12 protein-coding genes are annotated in these 15,956 nt (G+C 69.6%); 6 read left to right on the plus strand and 6 right to left on the minus strand.

Annotated features, from left to right (window positions below):
* Nucleotides 1–43: 43 nt before the first annotated feature.
* Entirely contained in the window at nucleotides 44–1,855 is a 1,812-nt protein-coding gene (locus OIC96_RS22515) for a bifunctional metallophosphatase/5'-nucleotidase (RefSeq protein ID WP_330306101.1), read from the minus strand.
* A 357-nt stretch (nucleotides 1,856–2,212) separates the two neighbouring features.
* Between OIC96_RS22515 and OIC96_RS22520 the strand changes: the two genes are divergently transcribed.
* Nucleotides 2,213–4,078 (plus strand): serine/threonine-protein kinase, encoded by a 1,866-nt coding sequence (locus OIC96_RS22520; protein ID WP_330306100.1) that lies wholly within the window; start codon nucleotides 2,213–2,215, stop codon nucleotides 4,076–4,078.
* A 75-nt stretch (nucleotides 4,079–4,153) separates the two neighbouring features.
* On the opposite strand, the gene OIC96_RS22525 is transcribed toward OIC96_RS22520, so the two are convergent.
* The gene (locus tag OIC96_RS22525) at nucleotides 4,154–5,437 is read right to left on the minus strand and encodes an adenylosuccinate synthase (RefSeq protein WP_330306099.1); all 1,284 of its coding nucleotides are present in this window, start codon (nucleotides 5,435–5,437) and stop codon (nucleotides 4,154–4,156) included.
* A gap of 191 nt (nucleotides 5,438–5,628) precedes the next feature.
* Between OIC96_RS22525 and OIC96_RS22530 the strand changes: the two genes are divergently transcribed.
* Both OIC96_RS22530 and OIC96_RS22535 read left to right on the plus strand, forming a co-directional pair.
* Nucleotides 5,629–6,480 carry a diacylglycerol kinase gene (locus OIC96_RS22530; RefSeq protein ID WP_330306098.1) on the plus strand — a complete coding sequence of 284 codons (852 nt, stop codon included), beginning with the start codon at nucleotides 5,629–5,631 and terminating at the stop codon, nucleotides 6,478–6,480.
* A 174-nt stretch (nucleotides 6,481–6,654) separates the two neighbouring features.
* Entirely contained in the window at nucleotides 6,655–7,068 is a 414-nt protein-coding gene (locus OIC96_RS22535; RefSeq protein ID WP_330306097.1) for a hypothetical protein, read from the plus strand.
* A gap of 101 nt (nucleotides 7,069–7,169) precedes the next feature.
* Here the strand turns inward: OIC96_RS22535 and eutC are convergent, their stop codons facing one another.
* Nucleotides 7,170–7,970 carry an ethanolamine ammonia-lyase subunit EutC gene (eutC, locus tag OIC96_RS22540; protein WP_330306096.1) on the minus strand — a complete coding sequence of 267 codons (801 nt, stop codon included), beginning with the start codon at nucleotides 7,968–7,970 and terminating at the stop codon, nucleotides 7,170–7,172.
* On the minus strand, nucleotides 7,967–9,361 hold the full coding sequence (gene eutB / locus OIC96_RS22545) for an ethanolamine ammonia-lyase subunit EutB (RefSeq protein ID WP_327430382.1): 1,395 nt from the start codon (nucleotides 9,359–9,361) through the stop codon (nucleotides 7,967–7,969). The genes eutC and eutB overlap by 4 nt, the downstream gene beginning before the upstream one ends.
* A gap of 216 nt (nucleotides 9,362–9,577) precedes the next feature.
* Between eutB and OIC96_RS22550 the strand changes: the two genes are divergently transcribed.
* On the plus strand, nucleotides 9,578–11,098 hold the full coding sequence (locus OIC96_RS22550) for an APC family permease (RefSeq protein WP_330306095.1): 1,521 nt from the start codon (nucleotides 9,578–9,580) through the stop codon (nucleotides 11,096–11,098).
* A 155-nt stretch (nucleotides 11,099–11,253) separates the two neighbouring features.
* Here OIC96_RS22550 and OIC96_RS22555 read toward each other — a convergent pair whose 3' ends face one another.
* On the minus strand, nucleotides 11,254–11,796 hold the full coding sequence (locus tag OIC96_RS22555; protein ID WP_330306094.1) for a GbsR/MarR family transcriptional regulator: 543 nt from the start codon (nucleotides 11,794–11,796) through the stop codon (nucleotides 11,254–11,256).
* A 118-nt stretch (nucleotides 11,797–11,914) separates the two neighbouring features.
* Here OIC96_RS22555 and OIC96_RS22560 point away from each other — a divergent pair, with 118 nt between their 5' ends.
* A complete protein-coding gene (locus tag OIC96_RS22560) occupies nucleotides 11,915–12,832 on the plus strand; it encodes an ABC transporter ATP-binding protein (protein ID WP_330306093.1) in 918 nt (305 codons plus the stop codon).
* Nucleotides 12,829–14,478 (plus strand): ABC transporter permease, encoded by a 1,650-nt coding sequence (locus OIC96_RS22565; protein WP_330306092.1) that lies wholly within the window; start codon nucleotides 12,829–12,831, stop codon nucleotides 14,476–14,478. Before OIC96_RS22560 ends, OIC96_RS22565 begins: the two co-directional genes overlap by 4 nt.
* A 172-nt stretch (nucleotides 14,479–14,650) precedes the next feature.
* Here OIC96_RS22565 and OIC96_RS22570 read toward each other — a convergent pair whose 3' ends face one another.
* Nucleotides 14,651–15,871 (minus strand): cytochrome P450, encoded by a 1,221-nt coding sequence (locus OIC96_RS22570; protein ID WP_330306091.1) that lies wholly within the window; start codon nucleotides 15,869–15,871, stop codon nucleotides 14,651–14,653.
* Nucleotides 15,872–15,956 lie beyond the last annotated feature (85 nt).

Below are 15,956 nucleotides of genomic sequence, written 5' to 3' on the forward strand. Positions count from 1 at the left end.
ACGTCGGCCGCGGTGGCGTCTCTGCGGCGACAGTGCGCGCGGGTCAGAACACCGGCGTCCCGTCCTGCGTCAGCTTCCAGTTGCTGACCGCGAAGTCGGCCGGGTTCAGGGTGACCTTGGCGGTGAAGTAGTCGATCATCAGCTGCCGGACCTCGTTGGTGGAGCTGTAGGCGATGTCGGCGGCGGCGATGTGCGGGTAGCCGGAGCCGCCGTTGGCGCGGTAGTTGTTGACGGCGACGACGAAGACCTGGTCGTCGGCGACCGCGGTGCCGTTGTAGGTGAGGTTCTTGATCCTGGAACCCTCGGCCTGCGCGATGTCGATCTCGTACGACACTCCCGCGGCCATGTCGTACATGTAGTCCCAGAAGCTGTTGGCGTTCGTCACCGTGGCGGTGTCGACGGCCGTGCCGCTCGGCACCTGGTGGTAGTACTTCGCCGCGTACTCCAGGTAGTCCTTGAGCTGGGCGCCGGTGAGCTTCTTGCCGTACAGGGTGTTGTCGTAGATGTAGAGACCGGCGACGTCACGGATGGTGACGTCGCCCTTGGGGATGTCGGCCGTACGGCTGAAGCACGCGGCGACCGAGATCAGCGGGAGCGCGGCGTCCGCCGTCGACAGGCCCGACTTGACCGACTCCATCTGGACCTGGTGGATGAAGTCCATGGCGGCGGTGTCCTTCCAGCACGCCTCGGCCGCCGACAGGTCCTCGGTACAGGTGCCGACGGCCGTGTTGACGTACTTCACCACCAGGTCGTGGTCGGCCTTGAGGAGGGCGGTGATCTCGGCGTCCTCCTCGACCGTGTTGGAGTTGAGGGTCTGCGCCTTGGTGCTGGTGACCTTCCACTGGCCGTGGACGAGTTCGAGCTCGAAGTCGAAGACGGTCAGGCGCATGCCCCAGCAGTACGGCTCGGAGAGGACGACGTCCTTGCCGGTCTCGGTGTTGGTGACCGTGTACGACGAGACCTCGGTGTGCGTGTGGCCGACGAGGATCGCGTCGATGCCCGGGACCTGCTCGGCCACGAGGTTCGACGCGTTCTCGACGTACGGGAGTTCGGTGCCGTACGACGAACTGCCGTCCAGGCCAGAGTGGTCGGTGAGGAAGACGACGTCGCAGCCGAGGGCGCGCATGCGGGGCACGTACTTCTTCGCCTGCTCGACGAGGCCGGTGAAGGCCATCTTGCCCGCGACGTTGTCCTTGTCCCACAGGGCGATTCCGGGGTTCGTGAGCCCCAGGATGCCGACCTTGATGTCGGGGGCGCCGGGAACGCGAATGCACTTCACGGTGAACGGCTGGAAGGCGGGCTTGAGCGTCTTCGCGTCGAGGGCGTTGGCGCCCAGCAGCGGGAAGTGGCACTGCTTCTCGAACTTGCGCAGCAGGTCGATGCCGTAGTTGAACTCGTGGTTGCCGAGCGCGGCGGCGTCGTACTTCAGGGCGTTCATGGCGACGGCCATCGGGTGCTTCGGCCCGTTGGTGCCGGTGATCGAGTCGACGCGCGCGTAGTAGTACGCCAGCGAGGTGCCCTGGATGATGTCGCCCGCGTCGACGAGCAGGACATGGTCCTCACCCTTGGCGGCGCGCTGCTGCTTGATGAGGGTGGCGACGCGGGCGACGCCGGTCTTGTTGCCCTTGCTGTCGCTGTAGGCGGCGTCCTTGTAGTAGTCCCAGTCGAAGACGTGGCTGTGCAGGTCGGTGGTGCCGAGGATGGAGAACGACCAGGTCTTGGGCGCCTTTTGGGGCTTCGTGCCAGAAGCCGCCTGGGCGGGCGTCGCGGCAGCGGTCCCCGCGACGGCCACGGCCGCACCGGTGACGGCCGACTTCTTCACGAACTCCCGGCGGTTCAGGGGGTTGACGGGCATACGGGGCTCCTGGGAGTGGGGTGGCGGGGGCAGGGGAACGGGCCGTGCGAGCCGTGCGGGGGCCTGTGGGGACTACACGCGTAGATCGTGGTCGCGGACGTACCCCTTCCGAAACCAGGAACACCCCATCTCCCGGTCAAGTAACGGAAATTGCCTGCCGCCGCTCCGCATCCTCCCGGCATTCCCCCCGCGTCCTCCCTTCATCCTCCCTTCATCCTCAGGGGATCCTCATGGAGGATCGGGTCAAAGTGCCCCAACTCCCCTATTGCTGTGCAAAGATCCGCGCAGAGGATCTGAGTGAGGATCCGGGCTCCGACGAATCACCTGGTCTCATCCAGCGGTTGGCAGGAGAGCGGCATGGACCCCCTTGGCCCCGAGGATCCGCCCCGTATAGGCCCGTACCGTCTGATCGGCAGGCTCGGCGCGGGCGGAATGGGCCGGGTCTACCTCGCCCGTTCCGAAGGCGGGCGGACCGTGGCCGTCAAGCTCGTCCGGACCGAACTGGCCCAGGAGCCGGAATTCCGGCGGCGGTTCGCACACGAGGTGGCGGCCGCGCGCCGCGTCGGCGGGGCGTGGACCGCGCCCGTACTGGACGCGGACACGGAGGCGGCAACGCCCTGGGTGGCCACCGGGTACATTCCCGGGCCCTCCCTCCAGACGGTCGTGGACAAGGAGTACGGGCCGCTGCCCCTGGCCTCCGTCCGCGTCCTGGCGAACCGGCTCGCCGTCTCCCTCCAGGCGATCCACGCCGCGGGCCTCATCCACCGTGACCTCAAGCCGTCCAACATCCTCCTGACCGTCGACGCGCCCCGCGTCATCGACTTCGGGATCGCCCGGGCCCTGGACACCGTCCTGGACGACTTCAGGACCCGTACCGGCATGATGATCGGCTCGCCGGGTTTCATGTCGCCCGAGCAGGTACGCGGCCTGCGCACCTCCCCGGCCTCGGACGTCTTCTGCCTCGGCTCGGTGCTCGCCTTCGCGGCGACGGGCCGACCGCCGTTCGGCACGGCGATCAGCGGCCTGCACGCCCTGCTGTTCCGCGTCGCGGAGGAGGAACCTGACCTGGCCGGCTTGCCGCCGGGCATCGGCACGCTCGTACGGGACTGTCTGCGGAAGGATCCGTCCCTGCGGCCCACCCCGGCCGAGGTCGCGGCCCGCACGGAGGGCGGTGCCGGGAACGAGCCCTGGCTGCCGGGGGCGTTGCTGGCGGGGCTGGGGCGACGGGCGGCGGAGCTGCTGGACGCGGACGGGCCTCCTACGGAGGCGGCGGCATCTCCGACGGAGGTCGCGACACCTCCACCTCCGACCGCGGATGCGGTGACCCGGGACTTCGGGGTGGCGCCCGGCGAGGTGCCGGTGGACCCTGGGCCGCCCGTACCGGTCGAACCGGCCGCGCGACCCCGCCGACGCAGGACCCGGCTCATCGTCGTCGCCGCCGCGGCTGCGATCGTCGCGGCGATCGTCGTTCTCTCCCAGTTGCCCGGCGGGGGCGGCGACAACGACAACAAGGGCGGCGGAAGCAGCGCGGGCAGCAGCAGTTCAGGCAGCGGCGCGGACCCGTTCGCCGGGGCCTGGGAGGGCGAGCTCACGAAGAACGGCGAGGACGCCAAGATTTTCGTCCGGATAGTGATCCTCGGCGGCGCCAAGCCGGGTGACAAGGGCTCTACCTTCCTCTCTGTCACCCCGGACTTGCTGTGCAAGGGCGAGGCCGGTCTGGCCTCGAAGAGTGCCGACGAACTCGTCCTCAACCCCGGAAAGATCACCGCCAGTCTCCCCGCCGACTCCTCCCAGCACTGCGTCATGGCTGCGGCGCAGCACCTGACCCCCAAGGGGGGCGATCTGCACTGGACGGCGGCAGATCTCAGCGGCGACCTCACCCGGGCTCTGACCGACAAGCGGCCGGTGTCCGCTGCCTACCTCGGCACCTGGAAGCTCGCCCATCCCTCCGACGCGGCCGAAGCCGCCGACCGCATCACCATCAAGCAGGGCGCCTTCGGCAGCGAGGTGGCCACGACGACCCAGACCAACAGCGACAACGGCGCCCCCTGCGCATATCACTCGACCCTCGTCTCAGCCACCGACGCCCTTCTCCTCGGCCCCGACCTCTCCGACAGTTGCGCCCCCGGTCCGTCCCACATGTTCACCATCACCGGCAAGGACAAGCTCCGCCTGACGAACTGGGACAACGGCAAAACCATCGACGTCGTACGCGCCGACTGACCACCGGACGACGACGCCCCAGCGCAGAGGCCGCCGCCCCGGCTTGGGACGACGGCCTCGCTTCAGCTGAACCGACTAGATGAACGAGTTGATCTCGATCGTCTCGTCGCGGCCCGGCCCGACACCGATCGCGGAGATCGGCGCACCGGACATGTCCTCCAGCGCCTTGACGTACGCCTGGGCGTTCTTCGGGAGGTCCTCGAAGGTCTTGGCCTTCGTGATGTCCTCCGACCAGCCCGGGAGGGTCTCGTAGATCGGCTTCGCGTGGTGGAAGTCGGTCTGCGAGTACGGGAGCTCCTCGACGCGCTTGCCGTCGATCTCGTACGCCACGCAGACCGGGATCTCCTCCCAGCCGGTCAGGACGTCCAGCTTGGTGAGGAAGAAGTCGGTCAGACCGTTCACACGCGTCGCGTAGCGGGCGATGACCGCGTCGAACCAGCCGCAGCGGCGGTCACGGCCGGTCGTGACACCCCGCTCGCCGCCGATGCGGCGCAGCGCGTCGCCGTCCTCGTCGAAGAGCTCGGTCGGGAACGGGCCCGAGCCGACACGGGTCGTGTACGCCTTGAGGATGCCGATGACCCGGCTGATCTTCGTCGGGCCGACACCCGCACCCGTGCACGCCCCACCCGCGGTGGGGTTGCTGGACGTCACGAACGGATACGTACCGTGGTCGATGTCCAGGAGCGTGCCCTGGCCGCCCTCGAAGAGCACGACCTTGTCCTGCTCCAGCGCCTGGTTGAGGACCAGGACGGTGTCCGCGACGTACGGCTTGAGCCGGTCCGCGTAGCTCAGCAGCTCCTCGACGACCTGGCCGGCCTCGATGGCGCGGCGGTTGTAGAGCTTGGTGAGCAGCTGGTTCTTGACCTCAAGAGCCGCTTCGACCTTCTGCGTCAGGATCGACTCGTCGTACAGGTCCTGGATGCGGATGCCGACGCGGTTGATCTTGTCCGCGTAGGTGGGGCCGATGCCACGCCCCGTCGTGCCGATCTTCCGCTTCCCGAGGAAGCGTTCCGTCACCTTGTCCACGGTCACGTTGTACGACGTGATGAGGTGGGCGTTTCCGCTGATCAGGAGCTTGGACGTGTCGACGCCGCGCTCGTTCAGTCCGTTCAGCTCGGAGAACAGGACCGACGGGTCGACGACGACTCCGTTTCCGATCACCGGAGTGCACTCCGGCGTGAGGATTCCGGAAGGGAGGAGGTGGAGGGCATACTTCTGATCGCCCACGACTACCGTATGGCCGGCGTTGTTGCCGCCCTGGTAGCGCACCACATAGTCCACAGATCCACCGAGCAGGTCGGTGGCCTTTCCCTTGCCTTCGTCACCCCACTGAGCACCGAGCAGCACAAGTGCGGGCACAGGCGTACACCCCTTCCGGGCGGGGCATGTCCAAGGTCGGGGACGTACGCGGCTGGTTTTCGATACGGCTGCGTACGCCGGCGACCTCCTTTGGCCGCGACCGTCGGACCGGATGCCCCGGAATAGACGAAGCCCCTGGCGCAATAGCGCAAGGGGCTCTTGCAGCAAGATGGTACCCGAGGAAGCGAGGCATGACCGAGGTGGCGGCTTCCGACCAGCTCTTGGTGGTCATCGACCCGGTCGCCCGTCGGACGGACGGCGAGTCTGTACGGATCGCGAAAGACGTGCTCAGCGCGGGTGCGGCGACAAAAGTGTGCCTGCCGGAGGGGCCCGAGGAATTCGCTCGGGCATTGGCCCGACGGGGGTCCCGGCGACCGGTCGTGATCGGCGACGACCGGGCCCTGTTGCGAACTGTGTCCCTTTTGCACCGGCAACGGGAGCTCACCGCGTGTGCGCTGTCGCTGGTGCCGGTGGGGGGTGTGCTGTCGCTGGCCCGGTCGCTGGGGGTGCCGACCGGGGCCGTGGCCGCCGCGCGGGCCGTTCTCGACGGGGTCGAGCGGCGGCTGGACCTGCTCGTGGACGACAGCGACGGGGTGGTGCTGGGCGCGCTCCGGATCCCGTCGGTGCTGTCCCCGGTCCCCTCGGAGGTCCCCTCGGAGGCCGCGTCGCACCCCTGGCTGCGCACCTGCCAGTCCCTGGTCCGCACCCTCGCCGCGCGGCCTTCGCGGCTGGCTGCCGTGCCTGGGCCCGGGCCCGCGCGGTTGCGGATCGAGGTGGACGGGGTGCTGGTGGTGGATCTTGACCAGCCTGTGGAGACGGTGTGGGTGACACCCGGGGTGTCGGGGGGTGCGGAGGTGGAGATCCGGCCCGCGTCGGTGGGGGTCGAGGGGTCGCCCCTCCGGGTCGTGGGGCGGCGGGTGACGGTGTCCGGGGCCGACTTTCGGTATCGGGCGGACTCTGTGGTCGGGGGGCCTGTGCGGACTCGGACGTGGGTGGTGCGGGAGGGGGCGTGGGGGCTTACCTTGCCGCCGGGGCGCGCGTAGGGGGTTTTCGCCCCCGCCGCCCCTACCCGTCCCATCCCGTTCCTGGGGGCTGCGCCCCCAGACCCCCCTGAAAGATTGCGCCGTTCCCCGCGCCCCTGAATGCGTCTGCGGGGCGGTGGGGGCTGGTCGCGCAGTTCCCCGCGCCCCTTAAGGGCGCCTGGTTAGGGTGCTGGGATGGCCAAGGTGAGACTGAGCAACGACACCGACGAGATACTCGCGCTCTGGATCGAGCCGCTCGGTGAGGACCGTTGGATGAAGCCGGGCGAGCAGTTCACGGTCGTGGCCGGTGACTCGGAGCCCGTGCCCGCGGACGACGTGCCGTTCGACGTGGCCTTCCACGACCAGGGCATCAGCGTCTGGGTGAACGTCGGCTACGAGGCCGTCGTCTATGACCAGTCGGGCGCCGAACTGGACTGCGGCCACCAGCGCCCCCTCGAAGTCCTGCGCTCCTGGACCGAGTCGGCCGAAGCCGCCGCCACCAGGGCCGAAACCCGGCCCGACTTCTCACCGTCGCTCCGCGAGTCGATACGCAAGACCGCCAGCGACATGCGCCACCAACTCACCACCGCCGAGGCGGAGGGCTCTTAGCTTTTGGCTTTTGGCTTTTGGCTTTTGGCTTTTAGGGGCGCGGGGAACTGCGCGACCAGCCCCCACCGGCCCGCAGCCGAGACACAGCCAAACCGACGGCGTCACCCCACCGACAGCGCCGTGTCCGACTCGTCCTTCAAGGCAACCCCCGTGCAACCCAGCTCCCGCGCCCCCCGCATCAACGCCACCAGCTTGGCGGCAGCCGCGGCATGGGCCAGCCCCAGCGGTGGCCGGATGTTGGAGAGACAGTTGCGGTCGGCGTCGGTGGTGTGGCCGGGGCGGGGGGTGTGGGTCAGGTAGGCACCCAGCGAGTCGGCCGCCGACATACCGGGGCGCTCGCCGATGAGGACGACCACCATCGAGGCCCCGAGCGCCTGCGCGATGTCGTCCCCGAGCGCCACCCTGGCCTGCTCGGCAAGCACCACCGGCGCGATTCGCCACTCGGCGGGCAGCAGCGCCGTCGTCTCCCGGATCACCGGCGCGGCATGCTCATGGACGGCCCGGCTGGACAACCCGTCGGCGACCACGAACACCAGGTCCCAGTCGTCGCGCGGCAGATGTGCGCGGTCGATGTCGTCCAGCCGCCGCCCCAGGTCGGGGCGCTGAAGGTACGTGAGCCGATCGGGGGCGGCACTGCGCACCCGTATCGTCGGAACGCCCGTCAGCGCGGCCGCCACCACGTCCGGCTCGAACGGCGAATGCACCGCGTCCCGCGCCGCCGCATGCGCGGCCTGCAGTTCGAGCCGGTGCCGGGTGGGCAGCGCGGACCCCGCACGGCCGAGTCCGATCCGGGCCTGGGTGTGGCGGCGCAGCGACGCCCAGAGAGCGGCGTCGGATTCGGGCGGTGCCACCAAGGCCCGTACGAGTGTTGCCAGTTGGCCCAGTTGGCGGTCGTCCGTCATGCCGCTATCTCCTTGCCGATCGTCATCAAGGGGTGCGCCGTACCGGACACATCCCTGATGGCGCCACCGCCGTCCAGCAGCCCGATTCCGTCCAGCCATGCCTCGAACTCCGGTGCCGGGCGCAGCCCGAGGACCTCGCGCAGGTACAACGCGTCGTGGTACGAGGCGGATTGGTAGTTGAGCATGATGTCGTCGCCGCCCGGCGTGCAGATCACGAAGGACGCGCCTGCCACGCCCAGCATGGTGAGCATCGTGGCGATGTCGTCGTCGTCCGCGTCGGCGTGGTTGGTGTAGCAAATGTCCAGGCCCATCGGGAGGCCGAGCAGCTTGCCGCAGAAGTGGTCCTCCAGGGCCGCCCGGAGGATCTGGCGGCCGTCGTACAGGTACTCCGGGCCGATGAAGCCCACGACGGTGTTCACCAGCAGCGGGTCGTAGCGCCGGGCCACCGCGTACGCCCGCGCCTCCACCGTCTGCTGGTCCACCCCGTGGTGCGCGTCGGCGGACAGCGCGCTGCCCTGGCCGGTCTCGAAGTAGAGGGCGTTCTGCCCGACCGTCCCCCGCCCGAGCCCCTTGGCGGCCTCGTACGCCTCGTCGAGCAGCCCCAGGGTGACGCCGAAGGACGCGTTCGCGGCCTGCGTACCGGCGATGGACTGGAAGACGAGGTCGACGGGGGCGCCGCGTTCCATCAGGTCGATGCTGGTGGTGACGTGGCACAGGACGCAGGACTGGGTGGGGATGGAGTAGCGGTCGATCACTCCGTCCAGCAGCTCCAGCAGGTCCCGTACCGCCTTCGGACTGTCCGTCGCCGGGTTGATGCCGATCACCGCGTCGCCGGAGCCGAGGAGGAGTCCGTCGAGCAGGGCCGCCGCGACGCCCGCCGGGTCGTCGGTGGGGTGGTTGGGCTGGAGGCGGGTGGCCAGCCGGCCGGGCAGGCCGATCGTGGAGCGGAAGGCGGTGACCACCCGCACCTTGCGGGCGACCGCCACCAGGTCCGCGTTGCCCATGAGCTTGGAGACGGCGGCCACCATCTCGGGCGTCAGCCCGGGGGCCAGCGCGGCGAGCGCCGCCGCGTCCGCCGCCTCGGACAGCAGCCACTCCCGGAAGTCGCCGACGGTGAGCGCGGACACGGGTGCGAAGGCCACCGGGTCATGGCTGTCCACGATCAGCCGGGTCACGTCGTCGTCCTCGTACGGAATCACCGGCTCGGCGAGAAACCGCGCGAGCGGCACCTCGGCCAGCGCCCACCGCGCCGCCACCCGCGCCTGCGCGGACTCGGCGGCGAGGCCGGCGAGCCGGTCGCCGGAGCGCTCGGGGCTCGCGGCGGCGAGCAGCGACGCGAGGCCGGCGAAGGTGTATTTCCGGCCGCCGAGGGTGGCGGAGTAGGTGCTCATGACGGCGACCGTACGAAGGGGCACGGGGCCGGGTCCACACCCGGCCGGAGAGTTAACGCAGACGTTCGCTCCCGCACCGCTCTAAAGGTCTGGTTGACAAACATTTAACGCGGCTGCCGGTAAGACGACTCATTTGCCCAGCAGGATTCCGGCTCATCGAACACCACCGATCACCGAGCGATCAGCGACTGAGTGCATGAGGAAAGGGGCCACCCGATGGCAGTACAAGAGGGCGTGGCCCCCGAGGCAGCGGACACGGATTCCGCGCCCGGAGGGACAGTTCACCGGCTGAAGCCGAACGCGATCGGCCTCCTCGGCGTGGTCTTCATGGCCGTCGCCACCGCCGCGCCGATCACCGCCATGACCGGCAACGTGCCCTTCATGGTCTCCGCCGGCAACGGCATCGGCGCCCCGGCGAGCTACCTCGTCGCAATGGTCGTCCTGGCGATCTTTTCCGTCGGCTTCACTTCGATGGCAAAGCACATCACCTCCACCGGCGCCTTCTACGGCTTCATCTCGTACGGTCTCGGCCGCACCGTCGGACTCGCCTCGGGCCTGCTGGCCACCTTCGCGTACGTCGTCTTCGAGCCGGCCCTGATCGGCATCTTCTCCACCTTCGCCACCGGAACCCTCAAGGACCAGACGGGACTTGACGTGCCGTGGTGGGCCTTCGCGATCCTGATGCTGGCCATCAACGCGACCGGGACCTGGTTCGGCGTCTCCGTGGCCGAAAAGCTGCTGGTCGTGCTGCTGGGCACCGAGGTGACGATCCTCGCCGCGATGGCGATCTCCGTCGCCCTGCACGGCGGCGGCCCGCACGGCTTCACCTTCGGCCCGGTCAACCCGGTCAACGCCTTCAAGGGCACCAGCGCCGGACTCGGTCTCTTCTTCGCCTTCTGGTCGTGGGTCGGCTTCGAGTCGACGGCGATGTACGGCGAGGAGTCCCGCGACCCGAAGAAGATCATCCCCAAGGCGACGATGATCTCCGTCCTGGGCGTCGGCGTCTTCTACGTCTTCGTGTCCTGGATGGCCATCACGGGCAACGGCGAGAGCGAGGCCCTGACGGCCGCCTCCTCCGCGAACCCCCTCGCGCTCTTCTTCAACCCCACCGAGCACTACGTCGGCCACTGGGCCGTCGACGTCATGCAGTGGCTGATGATCACCGGCTCACTGGCCTGCGGCATGGCCTTCCACAACTGCGCCGCCCGCTACATGTACGCCCTGGGCCGCGAGGGTGTCCTGCCCTCCCTCCAGCGGACCATCGGCCGCACCCACCCCCGGCACGGCTCGCCGCACATCGCGGGCCTGGTCCAGACGGTCGTCAGCGCGATCCTGATCGGCGCGTTCTGGGCCGCCGGCAAGGACCCGTACACCGGCACCTACGTCCTGCTCGCCATCCTCGGCACCATGGCCATCCTGATCGTCCAGGCCGTCTGCTCCTTCGCGGTCCTCGCCTACTTCCGCTCCCACCACCCCGAGAGCAAGCACTGGTTCAAGACCTTCACCGCCCCCCTCCTCGGCGGCCTCGCGATGCTCGGCGTAGTGGCCCTGCTGGTATCCAACATGGGCGCCGCGGCGGGAACGGAGTCCGGCTCCCTCATCCTCAAGTCCACCCCGTGGATCGTCGCCCTCATAGCGGTGGGCGGCCTGGCCTACGCGACCTACCTGAAGCGCCGGGCTCCGGAACGGTACGCGCTGCTGGGCAGGACGGTGCTCGAAGAAACCAAGGAGAGGTAGGAGCGCCCTTCAGGGGCGCGGGGCTGTGACATTTTGCGGCTCCACCGCGTGGGCGCGACCAGCCACATACGGTCCGCAGCCCCCGAATCCCCGTCACCACCCCACCCCTTCGGCACCCTGTGGGCATCTCTCCGGCACCCCTTCGGCGCGGGCACTCACCCCGCGCCGAAGTGCTGCTCCCGATGAACCCGCCACCGCTCCATCATCTGCGCGATCTCCCCGTCGATGAACTCGAAGAACGCCAGCGTCTCCGCAAGCCGCCGCCCCGCAGGCGTCCCCCGCCCAAGACTGTCCACCCCGTCCCGCAACGCGTACTCCCACCGCTTCAAAACCGCCTCACGGTTGGTGAGCGCCTCGTACCACTGGTTGCTGTGGACGCGGTAGCGCTCACGGCGGGACCCGGGCTCGCGCTCCCGCGAGACCATGTGCTGCTGGGCGAGGTAGCGCACGGCGCCGGAGACCGCGGCGGGGCTGATCCGCAACTGTTCGCCCAGCTCGGCGGAGGTCATCGTGCCGGTGTCGGAGGCGAGCAGCGCCGCGAAGACACGGGCCGGCATCCGCTGCATCCCGGCCTCGACGAGCTGCGCCGCGAAGCTCTCGACGAACTTGGAGACCGCTTCGGCGTCCCGCTCCGCCGCCTCGGGCTCCTTGGGCTCCTCGGGCTCCCTGAGCTCCTTGAGCTCCTTGGGCTCGGCCATCTCCCCGGATCATCTCCCCTGCTCATTCGCCCTGCTCACGCGCCGCCACCCAGTGTATCCATGGTTCACACGCTTCCTTAACTTCACAAATTTGTGAACGTAGCGTACGTTCTGAACCATGACGAAGGCGATCACGGTCTCGGGACTGCACAAGTCGTTCGGCAGGACACACGCGCTGGACGGCCTCGACCTGGACGTCGAGACCGGTGAGGTGCACGGCTTCCTCGGCCCGAACGGCGCCGGGAAGTCCACCACCATCCGTGTCCTGCTCGGCCTGCTGCGCGCCGACTCGGGCGCGGCGCAGCTGCTGGGCAGGGACCCCTGGGCGGACGCGGTGGAACTGCACCGCCGGGTCGCCTACGTCCCCGGTGACGTGACCCTGTGGCGGAACCTCTCCGGCGGCGAGGTCATCGACCTGTACGGCCGGCTGCGCGGCGGCCTCGACAAGGCGCGGCGGGCCGACCTGATCGAACGGTTCGAGCTGGACCCCGCCAAGAAGGGGCGCGCGTACTCCAAGGGCAACCGCCAGAAGGTCGCCCTCGTCGCCGCCTTCGCCTCGGACGTCGACCTGCTGATCCTCGACGAGCCGACCTCGGGCCTCGACCCGCTGATGGAGGAGGTCTTCCAGCGCTGCGTCGAGGAGGAACGCGACCGGGGCCGCACCATCCTGCTGTCCTCGCACATCCTCAGCGAGGTGGAGGAGCTCTGCGACCGGGTCAGCATCATCCGCAAGGGCCGGACCGTCGAGAGCGGCACGCTGACCGAACTGCGCCACCTGACCCGTACGAGCGTCACCGCCGAACTCGTGGGCGCACCCAACGGGTTGGCGTCACTGCCCGGGGTGCACGACATCGACGTACAGGGCAGGCGTGTGCGGTTGCAGGTCGACACGGACAAACTGAACGCCGTACTGCGTTCGCTCACGGACTCCGGCGTACGGTCGCTGACGTCGACCCCGCCGACGCTGGAGGAGCTGTTCCTGAGGCACTACCAGGAAGATGCCCTGGCTGCTTCCGAAGGGGCGACAGCGCGATGACCGCCACGGATGCCACGGATGGCACGGATGGCACAACTGCCAAGACTGCCTCGGCCTTCGCGGTGCGGGCCGGCGGATCTCGTCAACTGGCCAGAACGGGCGCGCTCCTGAGGTTCGCGCTGCGCCGCGACCGCGTGATGATGCCGCTCTGGGCCGGTGTGACCGGCCTGCTGGTGCTCTCCATGCCGAACTCGCTGAAGACCGTCTACAGCACCCCGGCCGAACGCGCCGACGTCGCCCGCCAGATGCTCACCAACAGCTCCCTGCGCGCCACGTACGGGCCGGTGTTCAGCGACTCGCTCGGCGGACTCACCGCCTGGCGCATCGGCGGCTACGCCGGGGTGTTCGCCGGGATCATGAGCCTGCTCATCGTCGTACGGCACACCCGGGACGAGGAGGAGAGCGGGCGGCAGGAACTCATCTCGTCGGCGATGGTCGGACGCCGGGCCCCGCTGACCGCCGCGCTGCTGGCGGCGTTCGTCGCGAACGGCGTCCTCTCGCTGCTCATCGCGGGCGGGCTCGCGGGGCAGGGCGGCGCCGGAGCACTGGCGTTGGGGCTCGCCGTCGGCGGAGTCGGCATGGTCTTCGCCACGATGGCGGCGATCGTCGCCCAGTTCACGGAGAGCGCGCGGCTCGCGAAGGGGCTGACGGGCGGGCTGCTCGGTGCGGCCTTCGTGCTGAAGGCGGCGGGCGACTCGGCGACGGACGACGGATCGTCGCCGCTGACCTGGATCTCCCCGGTGGGCTGGCTGGAGGAGATCAGGTCCTTCGCGGACGAACGCTGGTGGGTACTGCCGCTGTTCGCGGCGGCGGTCGCGATCCAGGGCGCGGTCGCCTACGAGCTCGCCGGGCGCCGCGATGTCGGTATGAGTTTCCTGCCGACGCGGCCCGGTCCCGCCACGGGACGGCTCGGTACGGCGGGGGCGCTGGCCTGGCGCCTGCAGCGGGGCGCCGTGCTGGGCTGGAGCCTCGGGTTCCTCGCCGCCGGGGCCGCGTTCGGCGGGATGACGAAGGGGGCCTCGGACCTCGTCGGGAACAACCGCAAGACCCGCGAGATCATCGAACGGATGGGCGGGCAGGCCGGGATCACGGACGCGTTCCTCGCCACGATGGTGGGGATGCTGGGCATGGTCGCCGCGCTGTTCGTGGTGGCCTCCGTCCTGCGGCTGCACGGCGAGGAGACCTCGCAGCGGGCCGAGCCGGTCCTGGCGAACGCGGTGGGCCGACTGCGCTGGGCCTCCGGCCATCTGGCCATCGCTTTCGGCGGCGCCGTCCTCATCATGCTGCTCGGCGGCCTCGGACTCGGCCTCGGCTACGGCGCCGACCTGGGCCCCATCCTCGGCGCCTGCCTCGTCCAGGTCCCGGCGATCTGGACTCTGGGCAGCCTTGCGGTCCTGCTCTACGGCCTCTCGCCCCGCCTGGCCCCCGGCGCCTGGGGCGTGGCCGGCCTCGCCCTCCTGCTCGGCTGGATCGGCCCCGCCCTCAACGTCCCCCAAACCGTCCTGGACCTCTCCCCCTTCGGCCACCTCCCCAAGCTGCCGGGCGGTGCCATGGCGTGGACGCCGGTCCTCGTCCTGACGGGGCTTGCGGGTCTGCTGGTCGCTGGGGGGTTGGTGGGACTGCGCCGACGGGACATGACCACGTGAGAGCGACCTGCGGTTTCTTCGCCCCCGCCGCCCCTACCCGTCCCATCCTTCTGGGGCTCTGCCCCAGACCCCGTTCGGTTGTGTGTCGGGTGCGGGTGGGTGGGGGTTGCTCGCGCAGTTCCCCGCGCCCCTTAAGGGGCGCGGGGAACTGCGCAATCCCGACACACAACCGTCAGACCTCCACCCGCAAACCCTCCAGGCCGCGGATCACGAAGTTCGGCTTGCGGGCCGGCTCGGCTGCCAGGGACAGCGTCGGGGCCCGCTCCAGCAACGCGGCCATGGACGCCGCCAGTTCGATACGGGCCAGCGGTGCGCCGATGCAGTAGTGGATGCCCGCGCTGAAGGAGATGTGCGGGTTGTCGGCGCGGGTGAGGTCCAGCCGCTCCGGCGCCTCGAAGACCTTCGGGTCATGGTTCGCCGAGCCGAAGAGCATGGCGATCTCCGCGCCACGAGGGACGGTCGTACCGTCGATCTCGATGTCGTCGAGAACCCACCGCTCGAAGAGCTGGAGCGGGGTGTCGTAGCGCATCAGCTCCTCCACCGCCGTAGGGATCAGGGAGTGGTCCGCACGCAGGGCGGCCAGCTGCTCGGGGTGGCGGAACAACGTCCACCACCCGTTCACCGTGGCGTTCACCGTCGCCTCGTGCCCCGCGTTCAACAGCAGGACACACGTGGAGATCATCTCCTGCTCGGTGAGGCGGTCACCCTCGTCGTGCGCCGCGATCAGGCCCGAGATCAGGTCGTCGCCCGGCTCCTTGCGACGCGCCTCGATCAGCTCCCGCAGATACTCCGTGAACTCGACCGACGCCCGGACCGCCTTCGCCGCCGTCTCCTCGGACGGCTTCAGCTCGTACATCCCGCAGATGTCCGCCGACCAGGGCCGCAACGGCGCCCGGTCGGACTCCGGGATGCCCAGCATCTCGGCGATCACCGCCACCGGCAGCGGCTCCGCCACATCGGTCAGCAGATCGCCGCCACCGGCCTCCACCAGACCGGCGACCAGCTCACCCGCCAACCGGTCGACATACGGCTTCAGCTGCTCGACCGTACGCGGCGTGAACGCCTTCGACACCAGCCGCCGGATGCGCGTGTGGTCCGGGGGCTCCAGGTCGAGCATCCCGTGGTCGTTGAGCACATGGAACGGCTCGTGCTCGGCCGGCGGCGCCGTCCGCCCGAAGTCCTCGTGCGCGAACCGGTGCTGATACGTCCGGCCCAGGCGTCGGTCCCGCAGCAACGCCGACACATCCGCGTGATGCGGCACCAGCCACTGCTTCGTGGGCTCGTAGTAGTGCACCCGGCCACGCGCACGCAGCTCCTCGTACGCCGGGTACGGGTCCGCCACGAACGCCGGGTCCCACGGGTCGAAGGCCTGCGGAGTCTCCAAAGCTGCCATGAACGGACGCTAGCCCGACGCACCCCCCTCTGAACAGGGGCGTCTCGATCAGCGGCGTCTGGACCAGCCTCTGGACCAGCCTCTG

It is taken from the genome of Streptomyces sp. NBC_00775 (assembly GCF_036347135.1).
In the GTDB taxonomy this organism is placed as follows: domain Bacteria; phylum Actinomycetota; class Actinomycetes; order Streptomycetales; family Streptomycetaceae; genus Streptomyces; species Streptomyces lutosisoli.

What these genes read in the sequence shown, in the direction of transcription:
- OIC96_RS22515 (WP_330306101.1), bottom strand. Translation starts at nt 1,855, where the DNA reads ATGCCCGTCAACCCCCTGAACCGCCGGGAGTTCGTGAAGAAGTCGGCC.
- OIC96_RS22520 (WP_330306100.1), top strand. Translation starts at nt 2,213, where the DNA reads ATGGACCCCCTTGGCCCCGAGGATCCGCCCCGTATAGGCCCGTACCGT.
- OIC96_RS22530 (WP_330306098.1), top strand. Translation starts at nt 5,629, where the DNA reads ATGACCGAGGTGGCGGCTTCCGACCAGCTCTTGGTGGTCATCGACCCG.
- OIC96_RS22535 (WP_330306097.1), top strand. Translation starts at nt 6,655, where the DNA reads ATGGCCAAGGTGAGACTGAGCAACGACACCGACGAGATACTCGCGCTC.
- eutC (WP_330306096.1), bottom strand. Translation starts at nt 7,970, where the DNA reads ATGACGGACGACCGCCAACTGGGCCAACTGGCAACACTCGTACGGGCC.
- eutB (WP_327430382.1), bottom strand. Translation starts at nt 9,361, where the DNA reads ATGAGCACCTACTCCGCCACCCTCGGCGGCCGGAAATACACCTTCGCC.
- OIC96_RS22550 (WP_330306095.1), top strand. Translation starts at nt 9,578, where the DNA reads ATGGCAGTACAAGAGGGCGTGGCCCCCGAGGCAGCGGACACGGATTCC.
- OIC96_RS22555 (WP_330306094.1), bottom strand. Translation starts at nt 11,796, where the DNA reads ATGGCCGAGCCCAAGGAGCTCAAGGAGCTCAGGGAGCCCGAGGAGCCC.
- OIC96_RS22560 (WP_330306093.1), top strand. Translation starts at nt 11,915, where the DNA reads ATGACGAAGGCGATCACGGTCTCGGGACTGCACAAGTCGTTCGGCAGG.
- OIC96_RS22565 (WP_330306092.1), top strand. Translation starts at nt 12,829, where the DNA reads ATGACCGCCACGGATGCCACGGATGGCACGGATGGCACAACTGCCAAG.
- OIC96_RS22570 (WP_330306091.1), bottom strand. Translation starts at nt 15,871, where the DNA reads ATGGCAGCTTTGGAGACTCCGCAGGCCTTCGACCCGTGGGACCCGGCG.